Origin of the sequence: Ralstonia sp. OTU4908, from assembly GCF_038440115.1 — a bacterium.
Lineage (GTDB): Bacteria > Pseudomonadota > Gammaproteobacteria > Burkholderiales > Burkholderiaceae > Ralstonia > Ralstonia pickettii.
On the sequence record NZ_JASATD010000001.1, the window covers coordinates 227,046 to 245,058 of the forward strand.

The 18,013-nt window shown below is 64.3% G+C and carries 19 protein-coding genes; 5 read left to right on the plus strand and 14 right to left on the minus strand.

Annotation, left to right across the window (positions count from 1 at the left end):
- The first annotated feature begins 139 nt into the window (after window positions 1–139).
- The 4 genes from AAHM38_RS00990 (at window position 140) to AAHM38_RS01005 (ending at window position 3,531) form a co-directional block, all read left to right on the plus strand.
- Window positions 140–631 (plus strand): DUF421 domain-containing protein, encoded by a 492-nt coding sequence (locus tag AAHM38_RS00990; RefSeq protein ID WP_103518677.1) that lies wholly within the window; start codon window positions 140–142, stop codon window positions 629–631.
- A gap of 34 nt (window positions 632–665) precedes the next feature.
- The gene (locus AAHM38_RS00995) at window positions 666–932 is read left to right on the plus strand and encodes a hypothetical protein (RefSeq protein WP_103518678.1); all 267 of its coding nucleotides are present in this window, start codon (window positions 666–668) and stop codon (window positions 930–932) included.
- Window positions 933–939: 7 nt separating this feature from the next.
- A complete protein-coding gene (locus AAHM38_RS01000) occupies window positions 940–2,211 on the plus strand; it encodes an Nramp family divalent metal transporter (RefSeq protein ID WP_116575009.1) in 1,272 nt (423 codons plus the stop codon).
- A gap of 84 nt (window positions 2,212–2,295) precedes the next feature.
- Window positions 2,296–3,531: a cystathionine gamma-synthase family protein gene (locus AAHM38_RS01005; protein WP_116575010.1), complete on the plus strand. Its 1,236-nt coding sequence runs from the start codon at window positions 2,296–2,298 to the stop codon at window positions 3,529–3,531.
- 74 nt (window positions 3,532–3,605) lie between these two features.
- Here AAHM38_RS01005 and AAHM38_RS01010 read toward each other — a convergent pair whose 3' ends face one another.
- The 8 genes from AAHM38_RS01010 to AAHM38_RS01045 all read right to left on the minus strand — a co-directional run bounded on the left by AAHM38_RS01010 (window position 3,606) and on the right by AAHM38_RS01045 (window position 10,369).
- Complete coding sequence (locus tag AAHM38_RS01010; RefSeq protein ID WP_116575011.1) at window positions 3,606–4,709, minus strand: porin; 1,104 nt, start codon at window positions 4,707–4,709, stop codon at window positions 3,606–3,608.
- A gap of 46 nt (window positions 4,710–4,755) precedes the next feature.
- Window positions 4,756–5,397, minus strand: a complete 642-nt coding sequence (gene maiA, locus AAHM38_RS01015; RefSeq protein WP_116575012.1) for a maleylacetoacetate isomerase — start codon at window positions 5,395–5,397, stop codon at window positions 4,756–4,758.
- A gap of 10 nt (window positions 5,398–5,407) precedes the next feature.
- A complete protein-coding gene (locus AAHM38_RS01020) occupies window positions 5,408–6,106 on the minus strand; it encodes a fumarylacetoacetate hydrolase family protein (RefSeq protein WP_116575013.1) in 699 nt (232 codons plus the stop codon).
- A gap of 101 nt (window positions 6,107–6,207) precedes the next feature.
- On the minus strand, window positions 6,208–7,254 hold the full coding sequence (gene gtdA / locus AAHM38_RS01025; protein WP_116575136.1) for a gentisate 1,2-dioxygenase: 1,047 nt from the start codon (window positions 7,252–7,254) through the stop codon (window positions 6,208–6,210).
- 11 nt (window positions 7,255–7,265) lie between these two features.
- A complete protein-coding gene (locus AAHM38_RS01030) occupies window positions 7,266–7,589 on the minus strand; it encodes a non-heme iron oxygenase ferredoxin subunit (protein ID WP_116575014.1) in 324 nt (107 codons plus the stop codon).
- A gap of 9 nt (window positions 7,590–7,598) precedes the next feature.
- Window positions 7,599–8,090: an aromatic-ring-hydroxylating dioxygenase subunit beta gene (locus AAHM38_RS01035; RefSeq protein ID WP_116575015.1), complete on the minus strand. Its 492-nt coding sequence runs from the start codon at window positions 8,088–8,090 to the stop codon at window positions 7,599–7,601.
- A gap of 1 nt (window position 8,091) precedes the next feature.
- The gene (locus tag AAHM38_RS01040; protein ID WP_116575016.1) at window positions 8,092–9,348 is read right to left on the minus strand and encodes an aromatic ring-hydroxylating dioxygenase subunit alpha; all 1,257 of its coding nucleotides are present in this window, start codon (window positions 9,346–9,348) and stop codon (window positions 8,092–8,094) included.
- 34 nt (window positions 9,349–9,382) lie between these two features.
- Window positions 9,383–10,369 (minus strand): 2Fe-2S iron-sulfur cluster-binding protein, encoded by a 987-nt coding sequence (locus AAHM38_RS01045; RefSeq protein ID WP_116575017.1) that lies wholly within the window; start codon window positions 10,367–10,369, stop codon window positions 9,383–9,385.
- A gap of 130 nt (window positions 10,370–10,499) precedes the next feature.
- On the opposite strand from AAHM38_RS01045, the gene AAHM38_RS01050 reads away from it, so the two are divergent.
- Window positions 10,500–11,402: a LysR family transcriptional regulator gene (locus tag AAHM38_RS01050; RefSeq protein WP_116575018.1), complete on the plus strand. Its 903-nt coding sequence runs from the start codon at window positions 10,500–10,502 to the stop codon at window positions 11,400–11,402.
- Between the two features lie 476 nt (window positions 11,403–11,878).
- Here AAHM38_RS01050 and AAHM38_RS01055 read toward each other — a convergent pair whose 3' ends face one another.
- The 6 genes from AAHM38_RS01055 to AAHM38_RS01080 all read right to left on the minus strand — a co-directional run bounded on the left by AAHM38_RS01055 (window position 11,879) and on the right by AAHM38_RS01080 (window position 18,012).
- On the minus strand, window positions 11,879–13,234 hold the full coding sequence (locus AAHM38_RS01055) for an MFS transporter (RefSeq protein ID WP_116575019.1): 1,356 nt from the start codon (window positions 13,232–13,234) through the stop codon (window positions 11,879–11,881).
- A 165-nt stretch (window positions 13,235–13,399) separates the two neighbouring features.
- Entirely contained in the window at window positions 13,400–13,747 is a 348-nt protein-coding gene (locus AAHM38_RS01060; protein ID WP_116575020.1) for a cytochrome C oxidase subunit IV family protein, read from the minus strand.
- Window positions 13,748–13,754: 7 nt separating this feature from the next.
- Window positions 13,755–14,447 carry a heme-copper oxidase subunit III family protein gene (locus AAHM38_RS01065; RefSeq protein WP_009240112.1) on the minus strand — a complete coding sequence of 231 codons (693 nt, stop codon included), beginning with the start codon at window positions 14,445–14,447 and terminating at the stop codon, window positions 13,755–13,757.
- Window positions 14,444–15,052 (minus strand): cytochrome c oxidase subunit 3, encoded by a 609-nt coding sequence (locus AAHM38_RS01070; protein WP_009240111.1) that lies wholly within the window; start codon window positions 15,050–15,052, stop codon window positions 14,444–14,446. Before AAHM38_RS01070 ends, AAHM38_RS01065 begins: the two co-directional genes overlap by 4 nt.
- Window positions 15,049–16,842 carry a cytochrome c oxidase subunit I gene (gene ctaD / locus AAHM38_RS01075; protein WP_116575021.1) on the minus strand — a complete coding sequence of 598 codons (1,794 nt, stop codon included), beginning with the start codon at window positions 16,840–16,842 and terminating at the stop codon, window positions 15,049–15,051. The genes AAHM38_RS01070 and ctaD overlap by 4 nt, the downstream gene beginning before the upstream one ends.
- 12 nt (window positions 16,843–16,854) lie before the next feature.
- A complete protein-coding gene (locus tag AAHM38_RS01080) occupies window positions 16,855–18,012 on the minus strand; it encodes a cytochrome c oxidase subunit II (protein WP_116575022.1) in 1,158 nt (385 codons plus the stop codon).
- Between the last annotated feature and the right edge of the window lies 1 nt (window position 18,013).

The following is an 18,013-nucleotide window of genomic DNA, read 5'->3' on the forward strand; positions in this document are numbered from 1 at the left end:
GGTGGAGGTACCGGCTTTCAGCACGCGCCATGCCATTGGGCGCGCGTGTGACTTGAGTGGCGACTCTCGAGCGCATACCGGGCGGCACGCGGCTTGCTCTGGTGGTCGAAAAGACTTCATATCCACCACGGGAGGCGCAATGGATACGCTGCTGTTCCTCTTTGGCGAAGGCAAGGATCTCAACCCCCTGCAAACCGCGATGCGTGCGGTGGTGGTGTTCGCCATCGGGCTGGCGCTGGTACGCCTGTCGGGCCGACGCTCGTTCGGGCAGCGTGCACCGTTCGACTTTGTCGTCGCCGTGTTGCTCGGGGCGACGCTGAGCCGCGCGATTGTCGGCGCGTCGCCGTTTGTAGCAACGATATCGGCGTCGCTCGCGCTGGTGGCCGTGCACCGTCTGCTGGGGTGGGCGTGCGTGCGGCTGCCCCAGCTCGAGTGGTTCATCGCGGGCCGCCAACGCGAGGTCTATCGCGAAGGCCGGTTCAACCAGGGCGAGATGGATGCGGCACTCATCACCGTGGGCGATGTGCAGGAGAGCGTGCGCCAGACCTTGGGTGCGCGCACGCTGGACGATGTAGAGGCCGCCATTCTGGAGCGCAACGGACAGGTCAGCTTGATCCGCAAGCGCCGCTGAGTTCTCAAACCTGCACACCACACCGGAGCGAACCATGCGAGACAAGCAACAGAAGGAAAACCGGGACGCCGAACAGCGTCAGGCCGATTGGGAACAGGCCGAGTCGCACCGCAAACCGGGCGACCGGCCCGCCAATGCGGAAGCGGGCCGCACCGGCAGCACGGCACCCAAGCCGCAAAGCCGGCACGACACGCTGCGCCGCATGCGCCAGGGCGAGGTGCCGCCAGGCATCACACGCGACAAGCTGCACGACCCCGGCGAGCAGACGCCCGAGGCGCCGCCCACCGAAAACCGCAGCTAAGCCCAGCGTGCCCGCGGCAAACGACACCCCGTGGTACCGCCGGCTGGGGCCCGGCTTCATCACCGGTGCGGCGGATGACGACCCGAGCGGCATCGCCACGTATGCACAGGCTGGCGCGCAGGTGGGCACTAGCATGCTGTGGACACTGCTGCTCACGCTGCCCCTGATGATTTCGATCCAGCTCGTCAGCGCGCGTCTGGGACGGGTGTCCGGCCAGGGCGTGGTGGCCAACATCCGGCGGCACCACTCGCCGTGGCTGGCGTATGCGTTCGTGGCGCTGGTGACGGTGGCCAACGTCATCAACGTCGGAGCGGACATTGCGGCCATGGGCAACAGCGTGCGGCTGCTCGTGGGCGGAGCCACGGCGTGGTATGCATGCTTCTTGGCGGTGCTGACGCTCGTGCTGCAAATCTGGATGCCATATCGGCGGTATGCGCGCTATCTGCAATGGATTGCGTTGTCGCTGCTCGCGTACGTTGCCACGGCGTTTGTCGTGCAGGTCGACTGGGCGCGTGCACTGCACGACACCGTGGTGCCGCGGATGCGGTGGTCCAAGGACTACGCAATGACGCTTATCGCGGTGTTCGGCACCACCATCAGCCCGTATCTGTTTGTCTGGCAAGCCGCGGGCGAGGTCGAAGAAACACGGCTGGCCGAAGACGAAGCGCCCCTCAAGAAAGCGCCGTGGCAGGCGAAGGACCAGCTCGCACGCATTCGCATCGACACCACGGTCGGGATGGCGGTGTCGGCGCTCATCGCCTTCTGCATCATGCTGACAGCCGCCTATGCGCTGCACACACACGGCGTCACCCAAATCGAAACCTGTGCGCAGGCCGCCGAAGCGCTCAAGCCGGTGGCCGGCCGCTTTGCGCAGATGTTGTTTGCGGTGGGGGTGATCGGCACGGGGCTGCTGGCGGTGCCGGTGCTCGCAGGCTCCGCCGCCTATGCCGCAGCGGAGGCCTTCAAGTGGCATAGCAGCCTGGAAGCCAAGGTGCATCACGCGCCCAAGTTCTACCTCTTCCTGGCGCTCGTGATGGTGGCGGCCATGGTGATGGTGTTCCTGCCCATCGAGCCCTTCAAGTTGCTGTATTGGGCCGCCGTGCTCAATGGTGTGGCGGCCACACCCGTCATGGTGATGCTGCAGTTGATGTCGCGCCGCAAGGTGGTGATGGGGCCGTTTTGCAGTTCGCGGCTGCTGCATGGCACGGCCTGGGTGGCGACGCTGTGCATGTGCGCCAGCACGCTGCTGTTCTTCGTGCTGGCGGTGCGGGGGGCGTAACGCGCTGGCAGGCCGGAAATCGCGCGATAATGCGAGACTTTCCTGCTGTTTCCCGCGCTTTCCCGCCTTTCTGTTGCCCCTGCCATGACCGGACTGACCACCGCCCTCCTGCACGCCGACCGCGAAGCCGGCGTCGAGCACTACGCCATCCACAAGCCGCTGCACACGTCCACCACGTACGGCTATACCGATACGCGCGAGCTGATCGACGTGTTCCAGGGTAAGCCCGGCTACACCTACGCGCGCCAGGGCAACCCCACCACGGCCGCTCTGGAAGCCAAGATCACGATGATGGAAGCCGGTGTGGCCACCGCGTGCTTCGCCACCGGCATGGCAGCCATCATGGCGGTGTTCTCGACCATGCTGCGCGCGGGGGACCACGTGGTCTCCAGCGCCTTCCTGTTCGGCAATACCAACAGCGTGTTCGAAACGCTGCGCAACCTGGGGGTGGAAGTGACGTTTGTCGATGCCACGTCGGCCCAGGCGGTGGCCGACGCGGTGCAGCCGAATACGCGCCTCGTCTTTGTGGAAACCATTGCCAACCCCCGCACGCAAGTGGCGGATCTGAAGGGCATTGGCGACGTATGCAAGGCACGCGGCCTGATCTACGTGGTCGACAGCACGATGACCTCGCCGTGGCTGTTCCGCGCGCGCGATGCGCAGGCCAGCCTGGTTGTGCATTCGCTGTCCAAGTACATCGGCGGGCACGGTAACGCGCTGGGCGGCGCGGTGGTGGATACGGGCCTGTTCGACTGGGCGGCCTACCCGAACATCTATCCGGCCTACCGCAAGGCCAAGCCGGAAATGCAGGGCATCCAGCAGATCCGCAAGAAGGGCCTGCGCGACCAGGGTGCGACGTTGATTGCCGATGCCGCGCATCGCATTGCCGTGGGTGCTGAGACGATGGCCTTGCGCGTTGACCGCACCTGCAGCAATGCGCTGGCGCTGGCCCGCACGCTGGCCGCGCACCCGAAGGTGGCACGTGTTTACTACCCCGGCCTGCCGCAGCACCCCCAGCACGCCCGCGCCACGGAGCTGTTCCGCCACTACGGCGGCCTGCTGAGCTTCGAACTGGTTGACGGCGCCGACTACGTCGACATGCTCGACCACCTGCGCTACGCCGTGCGCGCCACGCACCTGGGCGACACGCGCACGCTGGTGATTCCGGTCGCCCCCACCATCTACTGGGAAATGGGTGCCGAGCGCCGCGCGTCGATGGGCATTGCCGATTCGCTTGTGCGCGTGTCGGTCGGCATTGAGGATGAGGCCGATCTGGTGGCCGATTTCACGCAGGCGCTGGATGCGACGGCTATCGGCTGAGCTGGCATCGTTCTGGCTTTGAAGTTTGAAGGCCCGCCCACTCGCGCAGAGTGGCGGGCTTTTTTCATGGCAGGTCAGAACACGTGCCGGATGCCGACCATCGTGCCGAGCTGGTTTCCACCGGCGGCGGGTGCGGCCCCCGTGGCGGCACTGTCTACAGACAGTGCCAGGCTGCCGCGGTTGTCGATATAGCCGACCGTGGCATACACCGACGAGCGCTTGCTGAACGCGTAGCTGGCGCGCACTGCCCCCAGCCATGCCTTGTTGGCGCTGTTGTGGAACCGCAGGTGGAAGACCTCGCCCGAGAGCGTGAGTGCCGGTGTCAGGTCGTACGCGGCGCCCGCATAGAAGAGGTCGCTGCGCGGCGTGGCCGATGCGCCATTGCGGCGGCCGATCCAGCCCAGGCCGATCTTTGCGCGATCGAACAGCCCATACCCACCGATGGCTAGGCGGTCATCCTTGAGCGAACTCGATGTCAAGCCGGCAAACGCGCCCGGGCCACCGCGCTGCGAGTCATACGCCGCAGACACGCCCCACTTACCGGTCTCGTACATCAGCATGGCCGACCACTCGCGGCAGGCCAGGGTGTCAGCCGGGTTCTCTCCACCGCAGTTGGTGCCGGACGGGCTGGGCCCGGCGTTGACGGCATCTCGGCCAAAGCTGTAGGTCGCACCGACCGTGAACCCGCCGAACTTGCCCTTGTAGGCAATGGCGTTGTCGGCCCGGGCATTGGGCAGGTAAGTGTCGAGCGAGCTGGAGCCGTACGCGTTGGGGCCGAGCAGGTCGGTATCGAGCGTGGCCCAGAACAGCATCGTGTACTGACGGCCGAGGCTGATTTGCCCCCAGTTGTTGGACAGGCCCACCAACGCCTGCCGACCGAACAGGCGGCCGCCCTGGTTGCTCGTGCCGCTGTCGGGCGCAAAGCCCGATTCCAAGGTGAACAGCGCCTTGGCGCCGCCGCCCAGGTCTTCGGTGCCGCGCAGGCCCCAGCGCGAGGGTACGGTGCTGCTCAGGTTGGGCATGCGCACGACGCTATTGCCGGTCGAGCCGATGCGGTTGACGTATTCGACGCCCGTATCGATGACGCCGTACAGCGTCACGGACTGGGCTGCTGATTGTGCGGCGGCAAGCGCGGGCGCAGCCAGCAGCAAGGGGAACGCCAGTTGGCGCAGGTTCATGAGGTCTCCTCCGTTGTGATTGTTTTTCAGCGATGCGTGATGTGCATCAGGCGGCGAAATCTGGTTGTTGTGCCGGCGCGGCAGCCTTGAAGGCCGGATGCGCACTGGCGTGTTGGTAGATCGCCATCGCGTGCTCGTACCGCTCCAGCGAACAGCCCATGCGCAGCGCGTTGGCAACCTGCGGGACGAGCGCAACGTCGGCGAGGGTCGGTGCATCGCCAAAGCACCATGGGCCGGCGCCATATCGCGCAAGCAAACGCTCGACGGTGGCCATGCCTTCGTCGATCCAGTGGCGATACCACGCGTCTTTCTGCTCGGGCGTGATCTTCAGCACGTCTTGCAGATAGCGCAGCACGCGCAGGTTGTTGATGGGGTGGATGTCGCAAGCGATGGCGTTGGCCAGTTCCAGCACGCGCGCCCGCTGCAATGGTTCGAGCGGAATGAGCCGTGGCTCGGGGTGGCGCGCATCGAGGTAATCGATGATCGCGAGCGACTGGCTCAATTGCATCTCGCCGTCGATGAGCGCCGGTACGCCCGCCGACGGGTTGATGTGCTCCACATAGCCTGCCGCGCGATGCTCGCCGGTGCGGATGTTCACCGGCAGCGTCTCGAACGGCAGCCCCTTGAGCGCCAGTGCAATGCGCACCCGATACGACGTCGAGCTGTTGAAGAAGCTGTAGAGCTGCATGGTGCGGCGCTTAGACGATGCAGGCCTTGAGCTCGCCCAGGCCATCGACGCCCATGACGATGCTGTCGCCACGCTTCACGGCCCCCACACCCTCCGGCGTGCCGGTAAAGACCACGTCGCCCGGCTCCAGACGGAAGAACTGCGAGAGGTACGCCACCGTTTCCGCCACCGACCAGATCAGGTGCGATACGTCGCTGCGCTGTTTGGTCTCGCCATTGACGGTCAGCCAGATCCCGGCTTGCTGCGGATGGCCGATCTTGCTGACCGGATGGATGGGGCCCATCGGTGCGGACACATCGAATGCCTTGCCGATTTCCCAAGGGCGGCCCATCTCACGCATCTTCATCTGCAGGTCGCGGCGGGTCATGTCCAGCCCGACGGCGTAGCCCCACACATGGTCGAGCGCGGTGTCCACGGAGATGTCGGCGCCGGATTTGCCGATCACGGCCACCAGCTCGGCTTCATAGTGGTAGTTCTGCGTTTGCGAGGGGTACGGCAGTTCAAGCGTTTGACCACCCGCCACCGGCACGATGGCGTCGGTGGGCTTGCAGAAGAAGAACGGCGGTTCGCGGTCAGGGTCGTAGCCCATCTCGCGGGCGTGGGCGGCGTAGTTGCGGCCGACGCAATAGACGCGGCGGACGGCAAACTGGTTGCTGCTGCCTGCAACGGGCACAGAGGTGAGGGCAGGGGGCGTGAAGACGTAGGTCATGGTCGGCTCAATGTGATCAATCACGGCGCAGGGGTCAGGGGTGAATGGGCCCGGCGGCGGTGCCGTCTGGAACGCCGCAAGAGCAATGGAGTGGGGTCTCGTCAGGTGCGCGCTTCGCGCAGCAGATTCAGCGCAGACTGCACGGGCCTGTCGGAATAGCTGAACAGCACCGCATTCTCCGATGCGTTGAGTTGCACCGGCGCCCACGACGGCGCGACAAACACGTCGCGCGGCTCGAACTCGAATTGCGCCTCGCCAATGCATACCGTGCCGCGGCCTTCCACCACGCTGTAGACGGTGGCGTCGGTGCTGCGGTAGGTCTTACCCGCAAAGCCCTTGGGCAGGAACTGCATGAAGGTGGCGATGGTCGGCATCGGCCAGCCGCCGGTGGCGGGATTCACATAACGCAGCTTCACGCCGTCCCAGGGGTCCAGTTCGCCGTGGCGGTAGAGCGTGTCGAGCGCTTCGAGCGAGCGCGCATACGGGTAGCTGAAGATCGGTGACGTGGGGTCGGTCACGCGATGGCGCACCGGCACCATGTTGTGGCCGAAGCGTGCGTAGCTGTCGCCTTCCGGGCGCATCAGGGGTTGCTGCGCTTCCGGGTAGTTCTCGGCAAAGCCGCAGTCGAACTGCTGCACCAGCGGAATGTCGAGGCCGTCCAGCCAGACGACGGGTTCGCCGCCATCCTCAAGCGTCGGGCAGCCGTGGTCGTGCCACGTCCACGAGGGCGTGATGATGAAATCGCCGGGGTGCATCGTGGTGCGTTCGCCGTTGACGGCCGTCCACGCGCCACGGCCTTCGACAATGAAGCGCAGCGCCGATTGCGTATGCCGGTGGCTCGGCGCGATCTCGCCCGGCAGGATCAACTGCAGCCCCGCGTACAGCGTGGATGTCACGCTGGCCTTACCCGGCAGCCCCGGGTTCTCCAGGATCAGAACGCGGCGCACGGCCTCTTCGGCGCTGATGACCGCGCCGGCCTGCATCACCAGCGGGCGCACGTCGTTGTACTTCCAGATGGCGGGCACGATGCGCGGCTTGGGCTCGCGCGGCACCAGCGAATGCAGCGATTCCCACAGCGGCGCCAGTCGCTCGCCATCGAGTTGCGCGTAGTACGCGCCGCGCTCGGCCTGCAGCGTGGTTGATGTCATGGCCATCCCCCTTACAGCTCGACAAAGACGTGGCCGTCTTCGATCTTGATCGGGAACGTGCGCACGTCGGTCGTGAGCGGTTCGCACATCGCCTTGCCCGAGCGTACGTCGAACTTGCCCTGGTGCAGCGGGCATTCGATCTCGTAGCCGTCGAGAAAACCGTCGCACAGGCGCGCGTGGCCGTGCGTGCAGACGTTGTCGGTGGCGAAGACTTCACCGGCAACGCGGTACACCGCGATCTCCGCGTCGCCGGCACTGACGGCAATCACGTCGTCGTCCGGCAGGTCGTCAACGCTGATGAGCTTGAGCCAGGTGGTGGTTGATGTATCGGTCATGGGCAGACCTCAGATCGGATAGATGATCGAGTTCGGGATCATTTCGCTGTCGAACACGCAGGTGCGCGACTTGAGTTTCAATCCCGTTTCGGTGCGGACGATGGTGTCGATGTAGCGGCCGACGTTGAACACCGTCGACAACTCATCGGGCTTGGTACGGAACACGGCGTAGTTGGCCTGCGCTTCAAAGCGGTCGCCTTCCACGTGCGTGACCTCGGGTAGGCCAACCACATGACGCTGGTAGTACGGGTCGTGGAAGATCGTCTCTGTGATGCCGTAGATGCGGTCCTTCAACATGCCCTTGCTTTCGAACGACAGCGTGGCGAGCGGAAAGCCGCGTTCGTAGTTTTCGCGCGGCTGGACCTTGTAAGTGCAGTCGTCGACGAAGAGGTCGGTCCATTGATCCCACGCCGCGTTGTCCACGGCGGCGGCGTAACGGGTATAGAGGGCCAGCAGTTGCTTGTAGGTCGAGAAATCGAGCGTGTCAGTCACGTCAGCCATGTCAGATCTCCATCACCTTGCGCCAGTATTCATACATGCCGCGGATGAGCGTTTCGGTGACCATGTGGTCGGTGTCGCCCACTTCGCGGCCGCCGAGTTCAGCTACGGTGCGGTGGCCCGGCTTCTGCTCGAAACCTTCCTGCGAGAACTCGATGACCTCGCCGTCATCTGCCGAGACAAAGCCGGCGGGCCCGAACAGGTTGGCCTGGCGCAGTCGGCGCTGCGTCATCTCTTCGGTGTCGTTTTCAAAGCCGAAGTGGGTCCAGACGAAATCGAATGAGCCGTGGCCATTGGGCTGGATGTGTCGTGTCGACACGGAATTGACCTGCTGCTGGATGATCACGCTCGGGAAGACGGTCATCATCACGGCCGTCGGGCCGCCCCACCAGGGTTCCTGCACGACATCGAGAAAGCGGTCGTCGTGCAGCGTCATCTTCTCTTTGAAGCTGGTGACGCCGCTGGTGACGGCGCCTTTCCCACCGGTGCCGCGCGTGGAGATCATCGCGGCGTGGCGATGCTGGGCATCCATCTTCAGCTCGGATTTGTTGTCCGCTCGCCAGAGCCCGAACGTGACGAACCATGTGTGCAGAAGCCCCGGGTGATACGGGTCTTTGATGTTCTCCTGCATCAGCTTCCAGTTGCCCGGAATGCGCTGCTTGTTGTAGCCAAGGATCTTCAGCTTGCGACCGTCGAACACGCGGTCGAAATAGCCAAGGATGGTAGGCCCGAGAAAGTCTTCCAAAGACGGCAGGTCGTGGTCGAACGAGGCAAAGATGACCCCGTTGCGCACGGCCACGTTGAGTTGCGTGAGGCCGTGTTCCTTCGGATCGAAATCGGCAGGCATGCCGCCCTGCACCCTGCCTTCGGACTTCACCCCCCGCCGAAAGGGCACGCCGATCAGGTTGCCTTTCAGGTCGTAGTTCCACTGGTGGTAGGGGCAAGTGAAGTCTTTGCGGTTGCCGGACCTCTCGCGGCAGAAGCGCACGCCGCGGTGCGCGCAGACGTTCTCCACCACGGAAATCGAGCTGTCCGGCGTGCGTGTGACGATCACCGAACGTTCGCCCACCACCGTGCGCTTGAAATCGCCCGCGTTGGGTATCTCCGCTTCCAGGCCGACGTAGCACCAGTGCCCGTTGTAGAACAGGCGTTCCAGCTCGCGCTGGTGGATCTCGTCGTCGGTGTAGGCGCGGAATGGAATCCGGCTGGAGCCATCGTCTTTCCAGACGGGTCTGGAAAACGTGAGGGTCGACTCTTTCATGGGTGTCTCCGAGGCTTGTAATGGGCGTGCTGCTTCAGACGCCAACGGCGTAGAAGGCATCCGCGTAGATGTGTTCGGGCAGCACGCCGCGCTGGCGCAACAGCAGGCTCGCGGCGTCCACCATGACGGGTGCGCCGGCCAGGTAAGCGCGCCAGCCCGCGAGGCTCTGCCAGTCGCTCGCCACTGCGTCGGTCACGACGCCCGAGCGGTAGCGGTGGTCTGTGTTGGATGTCGTGATGACTACGTGCGTGTGCAGGTTCGGCAGGCGCTCGCGCAGCGCATCCAGCCAATGCGTACCGTACACGTCGATGGGTGAGCGCACACCGAAGTACACGTGTACCGGGTTGGTCATGCGCGCATCGGCCATGCCGCGCAGGATGGAGAGAATGGGCGCGAGGCCGGTGCCGCCCGCAACGCAAACGATCGGGTCTGCATTCCGGCGGCGCAGATACGCCGTGCCCAGCGGGCCACTCACGCGCACGTCATCGCCCACCTTGAGCTCGCTGGCAACGTACGAAGTGACACGGCCATCCGGCACCACACGCACATGGAACTCAAGCGTGCTCCCTTCGTTGGCCACGGCCATCGAGTATGGCCGCACATGCTTGGGCGTGAACTGCAGCGTGGCGTACTGGCCGGGCGAGTAATCGAGTGGCTTGACGAGGTCCAGACGGATGCGCTTGATGTCGTGAGTCATGTCCTCGATGGACGCGACCTTCGACTTGACGATCCTGGCGGGGTGCACGACCACTTCGTCCACTTCCGGCAATTCGATTGCGCAGTCTTCCACCAGCGTGGTCTGGCAGGCCAGCACGATCTGGCCCGAGGCCGAGGGGCTGTTCATGTCGGCACCACCCGTGACGGCCACATTGCCGGATACGACCCGGCACCGGCACGTGCCGCAGCGGCCGGCCATGCAGCTATACGAGATGGGGACTTCGTTGGTGCGAAGGACTTCGAGCAGGTTATCGCCCGCGCGCGCGCTGACGATGCGCTGCAGTGGGGTGACGGTGACGTCCATGCCGTGTCTCCGGGCTAGTCGTTTTTCTGTGTGGAAGCATCATGGCCCGCTTGACGACATACATAAATAGAAGCAACCTGATGTCTCATATCACTCGCAGTGATAATGCAAGAACACGAGGAGACACGCGGTGGAACTGCAGGACATCGACCTCAACCTGTTGGTCGTCTTCAATGAATTGCTTCGGCAACGTCGTGTCTCTGCCGTGGCGGAAACACTGGGCATCTCGCAACCGGCTATCAGCAACGCGCTGAACCGCATGCGCAAGTTGTTTGGAGATGAGCTGTTCATCCGCACATCCAAAGGCATGGTGCCGACGCCCTTTGCCGAGACGCTTGCCGAACCCATCGCCTACGCGCTCGGGGCGATCTACAACTCGCTCAACGCCACGACCAAATTCGACCCCAAGACGAGCACACGCGCCTTCACCATCGCGATGACGGACATCGGCGAGATCTACTTTCTGCCCAGTCTGATGCGCCGCCTGGAGAAGGACGCACCCGGGGTCACCATCAGCACGGTGCGCAATCATGCCGACACGCTGCGCGATGAGATGGAGGCCGGCCGTGTGGATCTCGCCATTGGTTTTCTGCCGGACCTGAAGGCGGGGTTCTTCCAACGCAGGCTGTTCAAGCAGCGCTACGTGTGCCTCTTCCGAAAAGGCCATCCGCTCGCCAGGAACGGCATGACGATGAAGAGCTTCCTGGAAGCCGAGCACGTGTCCATCGTGGCCGAGGGAACGGGCCATGGCATGGTGGATTCAACCATCCTGCGGGCAGGGATGCCGCGGCGGGTGAGCCTGCGTGTGCCGCACTTCGTGGCGCTGGGGCACATCCTGCAGTCGACCGACATGATTGCGGTAGTGCCCGAGGCCTATGCCACGCGTACGCTCAAACCGTTTGACCTCGCCACGGCACCTTGCCCGGCCAAGATTCCGGATATCACCATCAATGTGCTGTGGCACGGACGCAATCACCGCGAGCCGGCCAACCAGTGGCTGCGGCAGTTGTTGTTCGAGATGTTTGCTATCTAGGCGGGCAGCGGGGGTGTGCCGCCTCGTTGCTTGCAAGTGCTAGAGCAGCGTTCCACCGTCGAACACTCGAATACCCGCAGGAGATCGTCATGATTGAGGCTCGAACACTGACGCGCCAACACCCGAGGGTCGAGCATCGGGCTCGATCGCTCGACGATGGCGCTCTGATGGACAAACTCCACCGTCTGGGAGTTGTGCCTCACTCTTGAACACTCGGCTGCCGCGTGCGGAGGCTCACGTTTCAGCCTCGAAGGCTCGAACGCGACTGTTGGAGGCTCGTGCTCGGCCCTGAAACATTCGACCCTTCTGTGCTTCGAGGCTCGCAATCCGCCTTCGGACCGTCGAGTTCGGCGGGTTGGGGCTGGCGTTCCGCTCTCAGATGGTCGAACGACGCGCTCTGAGGTCGAAATTTTCGACCTCAGACAGTGTCACTCCACTGTTTGAGGTCCCTCATCCGCCCGCAACAGGCCGAATGCTTACGAGCCTTCCGGGGCAATGGGCAATGCCGGCCCGGCGCCGGTACGTTTTGCCTGGCTGCCGCATAGGAAGATGGCCACCGCCGCAATTGCCGCCGGCACCGCCACGATCAGGAACAGCAACTGGAACCCGATGGTTGCCGTCAGCAATACGCCGCCCACCAATGCGCCACACACCGAACCGAGACGGCCTACGCCCAGTGCCCAACTGATCCCTGTCACACGGTTGGCGGTGGGGTAGAACTGGGCCGAGAATGCGTTCGCGCCGATTTGCGAGCCGCTGATGCAGAAGCCCACACCCGTGACGGCAAAGGCGAGCATCGTGCCTTGCGTCACGCCTGTCAGGGCAAGAAATATGGCACCCAGGCCGTAGGTGCCGCACAGCACGATCGTCGCGGGGTACCGATCCATCAACCGTCCGATGATGAGAGCGCCGATGGTGCCGCCCACCTGGTACATCACCGCAATGCGCGACGCCAGCGCGAGCGACACGCCACCCGCGTGAATGAGCGTGGGCAGCCAGTTCGTCAACAGATAGACGATCAGCAGGCTCATGAAGAACACCGTCCACAGCAGCAGGGTGCCCGTGCGGAAAGCCGGCAGGAAGAGCTGTCGCACCGGCGACCCCGGCGCCTTGGCTTCATGCAGCGCGAAGCGCGTGTCGGGCGTGACGGCCAATGGCGCAATGCGGTTGAGCAGCTTGCCGACCGTAGTGTTGCCTGCACCACTGGACACCAAGTAGCGCACCGACTCTGGCAGCGCAAAGGCCATCAATGGCACCAGCGCCAGTGGCACGACGCCGCCAAACAGCAGCACGCTGCGCCAGCCGAAATCGGGCACCAGTTGCGCCGCGACGATGCCGCCAAAGCCCGAGCCCAATGTGAAGCCGCAGAACATGACCGTGGTGAGGAAGGACCGCCGGCGCTCCGGGCAATATTCAGACGTGAGGGCGATGGCGTTGGGCATGGCGCCACCCAGGCCGAGCCCTGTTAGGAACCGCAACGCGATCAGCGCGCTGACGTTCGGCGCAGACGCCGATGCCACGGTGGCAACGCCAAACGCCGCCACCGTGATCAGCAGCGTGCGTTTGCGCCCGATGCGGTCGGCCAGTGGGCCAAAGGCAAGCGCTCCAACCATCAGCCCCGCCAGGCCGGCACTGAACACGGTGCCCAACACGCCGGGGGTGACGTGCCAGTCCTGCACGAGCGCCGGCGCGATGAAGCCGACGCAGGCTGTGTCGAAGCCGTCAATGGCGACGATGAAGAAGCACAGCGCAACGACGCGCCATTGGAACGCGGAAAACCGTTGGCCGTCGAGCCACGCTCGCACGTCGATGGTTGTAGGGCGGGGCAGCATGGTGTCTCCTCAGCTTTTTTGTAGGTGTGCGCTGAAGGTAGCGGGCACCGAGGAGGCACGCCAGTCGGCTGGTGAATGCGCGACATTCACCAGATTGATACTGGACGAAAACGGTAGACGTGGCCCGGCCTGGGCCAGCCGGTCAAGCGACAGTCGCGAGGCGACTCAGTGGAAGAACAACATGCGCATCCCGAACGTGTGATGTGCTTCCGCCGCCATCAGCACCATCAGCACCAGCAACGCCAGCGGCGGCAGCAGGATGGCGTACACCAGTGCCAACCGCTCCCACATCATGTGCATGAACACAGAGACGATCAGCCCCGCCTTGGCGATCATCAGCACGACGATCAGCACCCAGCGTGTGAGGCCTTCCACGCGAAAGTAATCGACCAGGTACGACAGCGTGCTGAGCACGAACAGCAGGCCCCAGATTTTCAGGTAGACGCTGATGCTGTGCTGCTGGCCGTGGCTGTCTGGTGCTACGGGTGTGGGCGATGGGTCGGTGTGGTTCATGGCTGCCTCACCACAGGTAGAACAACGCGAAGATGAACACCCAGACGAGATCGACGAAGTGCCAGTAGAGGCCCGCGATCTCCACGATCTGGAAGTTGCCGTGCTCGGCAAAGCCCGGTTGCCGGATCTTGCGTGCGACCAGCAGCAGGTAGATCACGCCGCAAGTCACGTGAAAGCCGTGGAACCCGGTGATCATGAAGAAGCACGCGCCAAACTGAGCTGCACCCAGGGGGTTGCCCCAGGGGCGCACGCCTTCGAGCACGATCAGCTTGGTCCATTCGAACGCCTGCAAGCTGACGAAGCAGACCCCCAGCAATGCCGTGGCCAGCATGAGCGCGGCGGCACGCTTTGCATTGCGCCGGTATCCGAAGTTGACGGCCATGGCCATGGTGCCGCTGCTGCTGATGAGCACGAAGGTCATGATGGCGATCAGCAGCAACGGCACCTCCACGCCCCCGATCTTCATGCCGAACACTTCGGCCGTATCGGGCCACGGCACCGTGGTCGACATGCGCACCGTCATGTAGCCGATCAGGAAACTGCTGAAGACGAAGGTGTCCGACAGCAGGAAGATCCACATCATGGCCTTGCCCCACGGCACCTTGAAGGTTTCGCGGTCGCCCGACCAATCGTTGACGATGCCGGGCCAGCCCTCGGGCAAGGCGTGGGTTGAGTCGGTGGGAAGCGTGGGGTTGCTCATGGCGTGGCTCCGTACAACGGCCCGCAGATGGCGCTGACGAAGGCGGGCGTGATCCACCACATCGCGGCCAGCAGCACGAGCCACACGGCCAGCAGGAAGTGCCAGTACGTCGCGCAGAGGTCAATGGCACGCCGGGTGCGATCGGCATGCTTGCGCACGCGTGCCACCGTCACCGCCCAGACGACGAGGCCACCGATGACATGCGCCGCATGCAGGCCGGTGAACACATACAAAAAGCTGTTGGACGGGTTGACCGCCACGCCTTGCCCGGTGGCCGACAGTTGCTGCCACGCTGCCCATTGGCCGAAGACGAACAGTGCGGCAAGCGCGCCACCCGCTAGCAGCCAGATTGTGAGGTGCGCGCGCGCGCGCCGTGCCAGTTCCATGGCGGCGCTGGCCAACGCCAGCACGCCGGTGTTCCACCACAGCAGAACCGGGTGCGGAACCGGCATCCAGTCCGGCTCGCGCATCCGCATGGCATAGGCGAGGATCAGCAACGAGAACAGCGCCGTCACCACGGCCATGAAGACGCGCAGGCCAATGCGCCCCGCGTGGGGCAATGCGGGCGACGCATTGGGTGCGAAGTGGCGGGGCAGGGTCGTCATGTGCGCACCCCGCTGGCGGGGAGGATGGAGGTTGCCGGCGCCGCTTCCGTTTCCGCTCCCATGTCGGGGGCGCCGGTGGGCGGTTCGTTCTGCGGCACGAAGTCATCCGCACGGCCGGGCGGGCTGTATTCGTATGCCCACCGGTAGACCACCGGCAGCGTCGGCCCCCAGTTGCCGTGCACGGGCGGTGTCTGCGGCGTCTGCCATTCGAGCGTGGTCGCCCGCCACGGGTTGGCCTCGGCCTTCCTGCCGCGCACGAGGCTCCACGCCAGGTTGAAGAGGAACAGCAGCTGCGCCAGCCCTACGATGATGGCGATGACGGTGATGAACGTGTTCAGCGTCTGCGCGGACGGCGGGATGAAGCTGTAACCCTCATACGCGTAGTACCGGCGGGGCATGCCGAGCACACCCAGGTAATGCATCGGGAAGTAGATCAGGTACGTGCCGATGAAGGTGATCCAGAAATGCGCGCGCCCCAGCGTGTCTTTCAGCATGCGGCCCGTCACCTTGGGATACCAGTGGTAGAGCCCGCCGAACACCACGAGGATCGGTGAGACGCCCATCACCATATGGAAGTGCGCGACCACGAAGTACGTGTTGGAAAGCGGAATGTCGACGCTGACGTTGCCGAGGAACAGCCCCGTCAACCCGCCGATCACGAACGTGCTGATGAAGCCGATGGCAAACAGCATCGGTACGGTCAGGTGGATGTCGCCCCGCCACAGCGTCAGCACCCAGTTGTAGACCTTGAGCGCGGTCGGGATGGCGATGATGAGCGTGGTGGTGGCAAAGAAGAACCCGAAGTACGGGTTCATGCCCGCCACGAACATGTGGTGCGCCCAGACGACGAACGACAGCACACCGATGATGAGGATGGCCCACACCATCATCCGGTAGCCGAAGATATTCTTGCGCGCGTGCGTGCTGATGAGGTCCGACACGATGCCGAAGGCGGGCAGCGCGACGATGTACACCTCGGGGTGTCCGAAGAACCAGAACAGGTGCTGGAACAGCAGCGGGCTGCCGCCGCTGTGCTTGAGCTGCTGCCCCATTGACACCACCGCCGGCACGAAGAAGCTGGTGCCCAGCGTCTTGTCGAGCAGCATCATGATGGCCGACACGAACAGCGCGGGAAACGCCAGCAGCGCCAGCACGGTCGCCGTAAAGATGCCCCATACCGTGAGTGGCATGCGCATGAGCGTCATGCCGCGCGTGCGCGCCTGCAGCGTAGTGGTCACGTAGTTCAGCCCGCCCATGGTGGCCGCCACGATGAAGATCGCGAGCGACACCAGCATCAGCACGATGCCCCATTCGGTGCCCGGGGTGCCCGGCAGGATCGCCTGCGGCGGATACAACGTCCAACCCGCACCGGTAGGCCCGCCCGGCACGAAAAAGCTCGCCACCAGCACCAGTACGGCCAGCAGATACACCCAGTAGCTGAGCATGTTCAGAAACGGAAACACCATGTCGCGCGCGCCCAGCATCAGCGGGATCAGGTAGTTGCCGAAGCCGCCCAGGAACAGCGCCGTGAGCAGGTAGATCACCATGATCATTCCGTGCATGGTGACGAACTGGTAGTAGTGGTTGGCGTCGATAAAGTCGAACTTGCCCGGAAAGCCCAGCTGCAGCCGCATCAGGTTCGACAGCACGAGCCCCACCAGCCCGATGGCGATGGCCGTGAGCGAATACTGCACCGCGATGACCTTGTGGTCCTGGCTCCAGACGTAGCGCGTCCAGAAGCTCTGCGGTGCGTGGCTGTGGTCGCCGTGGTCATTCTTGCCGTAGGACATCGTGCCTCCTCGCTACGGTTTTGCGGCTGTGGCGGGTGCCGGCCCACCTTGCGCCTTGATATAGGCCACGAGCGCCGAGACTTCCTGCTCGCTCAGGTCGAACATCGGCATGATCGGCGCGAAGCCCTTGACCACGCGCGCTTTCGGATCGCGGATGAAGGCACGCAGATAGGCTTCATCGGCCACAGCGGTCGAGCCGTCGGCCATGATCTGCGTGGAGCCGTACAAACCCTTCCATGTCGGGCCGACGCCAGGGCTGCCATTCACCGAGTGGCAGGCGACGCAGCCCTTGGCCTGGGCGAGCGTCTGGCCTTGCTCGGCCAATGCCTGGCCGCTGCCGCCGGCAACGCCTGAGGCGTCCTGCACTTTCGCCTTCTGACTCTGTTCGAAGGTGGTCTGCTGTGCCAGCCAGCGTGCAAACGATGCCTCGTCTTCCACGACCACCACACCGCGCATGTTGGAGTGCCCGATGCCGCAGAGCTGCGCGCACAGGATGTCGTAACGCCCTGCCTTGGTGGGCGTGAACCAGAACGTGGTGATCATGCCCGGCACCATATTCATGCGCGCACGGAACGGCGGCACGTAAAAGTCATGCAGCACATCGCGCGAGCGCGCCAGTACCTGGATCGGGCGATTGATCGGCAGGTGCAACTCGGGCGTTTCGATCAGGACGTTGTCGCGTCCGTTCGGGTCGGCCGGGTTCATGCCGAACGGGTTGTCGTTGCTCATGTAGCGCACGTCGGTCGTGCCGAGCTTGCCGCCGGGGCCGGCAAAGCGGAAGCGCCATTGCCACTGCTGGCCGAGCACTTCCATCTGCAGGGCGTTCGGTGGCGGCCGTACGTAATCGGCATAGACGAACAGGCCGGGCGCGAGCAGCGCCGCCACACCCACGCTGGTCATGCCGATCAGCCACCATTCCAGGCGCTTGTTGTGCGGCTCGTAGGCGGCGCGCCGGTTGGGCTGGCCATCGCGATGGCGATAGCGCAGCAGCGCCGCGACGACGAAGAGGTTGATGGCGACAAACAGCACACCGGTGATGACGATCGTGATCGTCAGCGTGTCGTCCATGCGCACCCAGTTGGAGGCGATTGGGGTGATCCACCAGGGGCTGGCAAAGTGAAACCCCACCGCCAGCACGACGATCAGCACGAGCGCAATCGCAAGGGCCATG

What these genes read in the sequence shown, in the direction of transcription:
- AAHM38_RS00990 (WP_103518677.1), top strand. Translation starts at nt 140, where the DNA reads ATGGATACGCTGCTGTTCCTCTTTGGCGAAGGCAAGGATCTCAACCCC.
- AAHM38_RS00995 (WP_103518678.1), top strand. Translation starts at nt 666, where the DNA reads ATGCGAGACAAGCAACAGAAGGAAAACCGGGACGCCGAACAGCGTCAG.
- AAHM38_RS01005 (WP_116575010.1), top strand. Translation starts at nt 2,296, where the DNA reads ATGACCGGACTGACCACCGCCCTCCTGCACGCCGACCGCGAAGCCGGC.
- AAHM38_RS01010 (WP_116575011.1), bottom strand. Translation starts at nt 4,709, where the DNA reads ATGAACCTGCGCCAACTGGCGTTCCCCTTGCTGCTGGCTGCGCCCGCG.
- maiA (WP_116575012.1), bottom strand. Translation starts at nt 5,397, where the DNA reads ATGCAGCTCTACAGCTTCTTCAACAGCTCGACGTCGTATCGGGTGCGC.
- AAHM38_RS01020 (WP_116575013.1), bottom strand. Translation starts at nt 6,106, where the DNA reads ATGACCTACGTCTTCACGCCCCCTGCCCTCACCTCTGTGCCCGTTGCA.
- gtdA (WP_116575136.1), bottom strand. Translation starts at nt 7,254, where the DNA reads ATGACATCAACCACGCTGCAGGCCGAGCGCGGCGCGTACTACGCGCAA.
- AAHM38_RS01030 (WP_116575014.1), bottom strand. Translation starts at nt 7,589, where the DNA reads ATGACCGATACATCAACCACCACCTGGCTCAAGCTCATCAGCGTTGAC.
- AAHM38_RS01035 (WP_116575015.1), bottom strand. Translation starts at nt 8,090, where the DNA reads ATGGCTGACGTGACTGACACGCTCGATTTCTCGACCTACAAGCAACTG.
- AAHM38_RS01040 (WP_116575016.1), bottom strand. Translation starts at nt 9,348, where the DNA reads ATGAAAGAGTCGACCCTCACGTTTTCCAGACCCGTCTGGAAAGACGAT.
- AAHM38_RS01045 (WP_116575017.1), bottom strand. Translation starts at nt 10,369, where the DNA reads ATGGACGTCACCGTCACCCCACTGCAGCGCATCGTCAGCGCGCGCGCG.
- AAHM38_RS01055 (WP_116575019.1), bottom strand. Translation starts at nt 13,234, where the DNA reads ATGCTGCCCCGCCCTACAACCATCGACGTGCGAGCGTGGCTCGACGGC.
- AAHM38_RS01060 (WP_116575020.1), bottom strand. Translation starts at nt 13,747, where the DNA reads ATGAACCACACCGACCCATCGCCCACACCCGTAGCACCAGACAGCCAC.
- AAHM38_RS01065 (WP_009240112.1), bottom strand. Translation starts at nt 14,447, where the DNA reads ATGAGCAACCCCACGCTTCCCACCGACTCAACCCACGCCTTGCCCGAG.
- AAHM38_RS01070 (WP_009240111.1), bottom strand. Translation starts at nt 15,052, where the DNA reads ATGACGACCCTGCCCCGCCACTTCGCACCCAATGCGTCGCCCGCATTG.
- ctaD (WP_116575021.1), bottom strand. Translation starts at nt 16,842, where the DNA reads ATGTCCTACGGCAAGAATGACCACGGCGACCACAGCCACGCACCGCAG.
- AAHM38_RS01080 (WP_116575022.1), bottom strand. Translation starts at nt 18,012, where the DNA reads ATGGCCCTTGCGATTGCGCTCGTGCTGATCGTCGTGCTGGCGGTGGGG.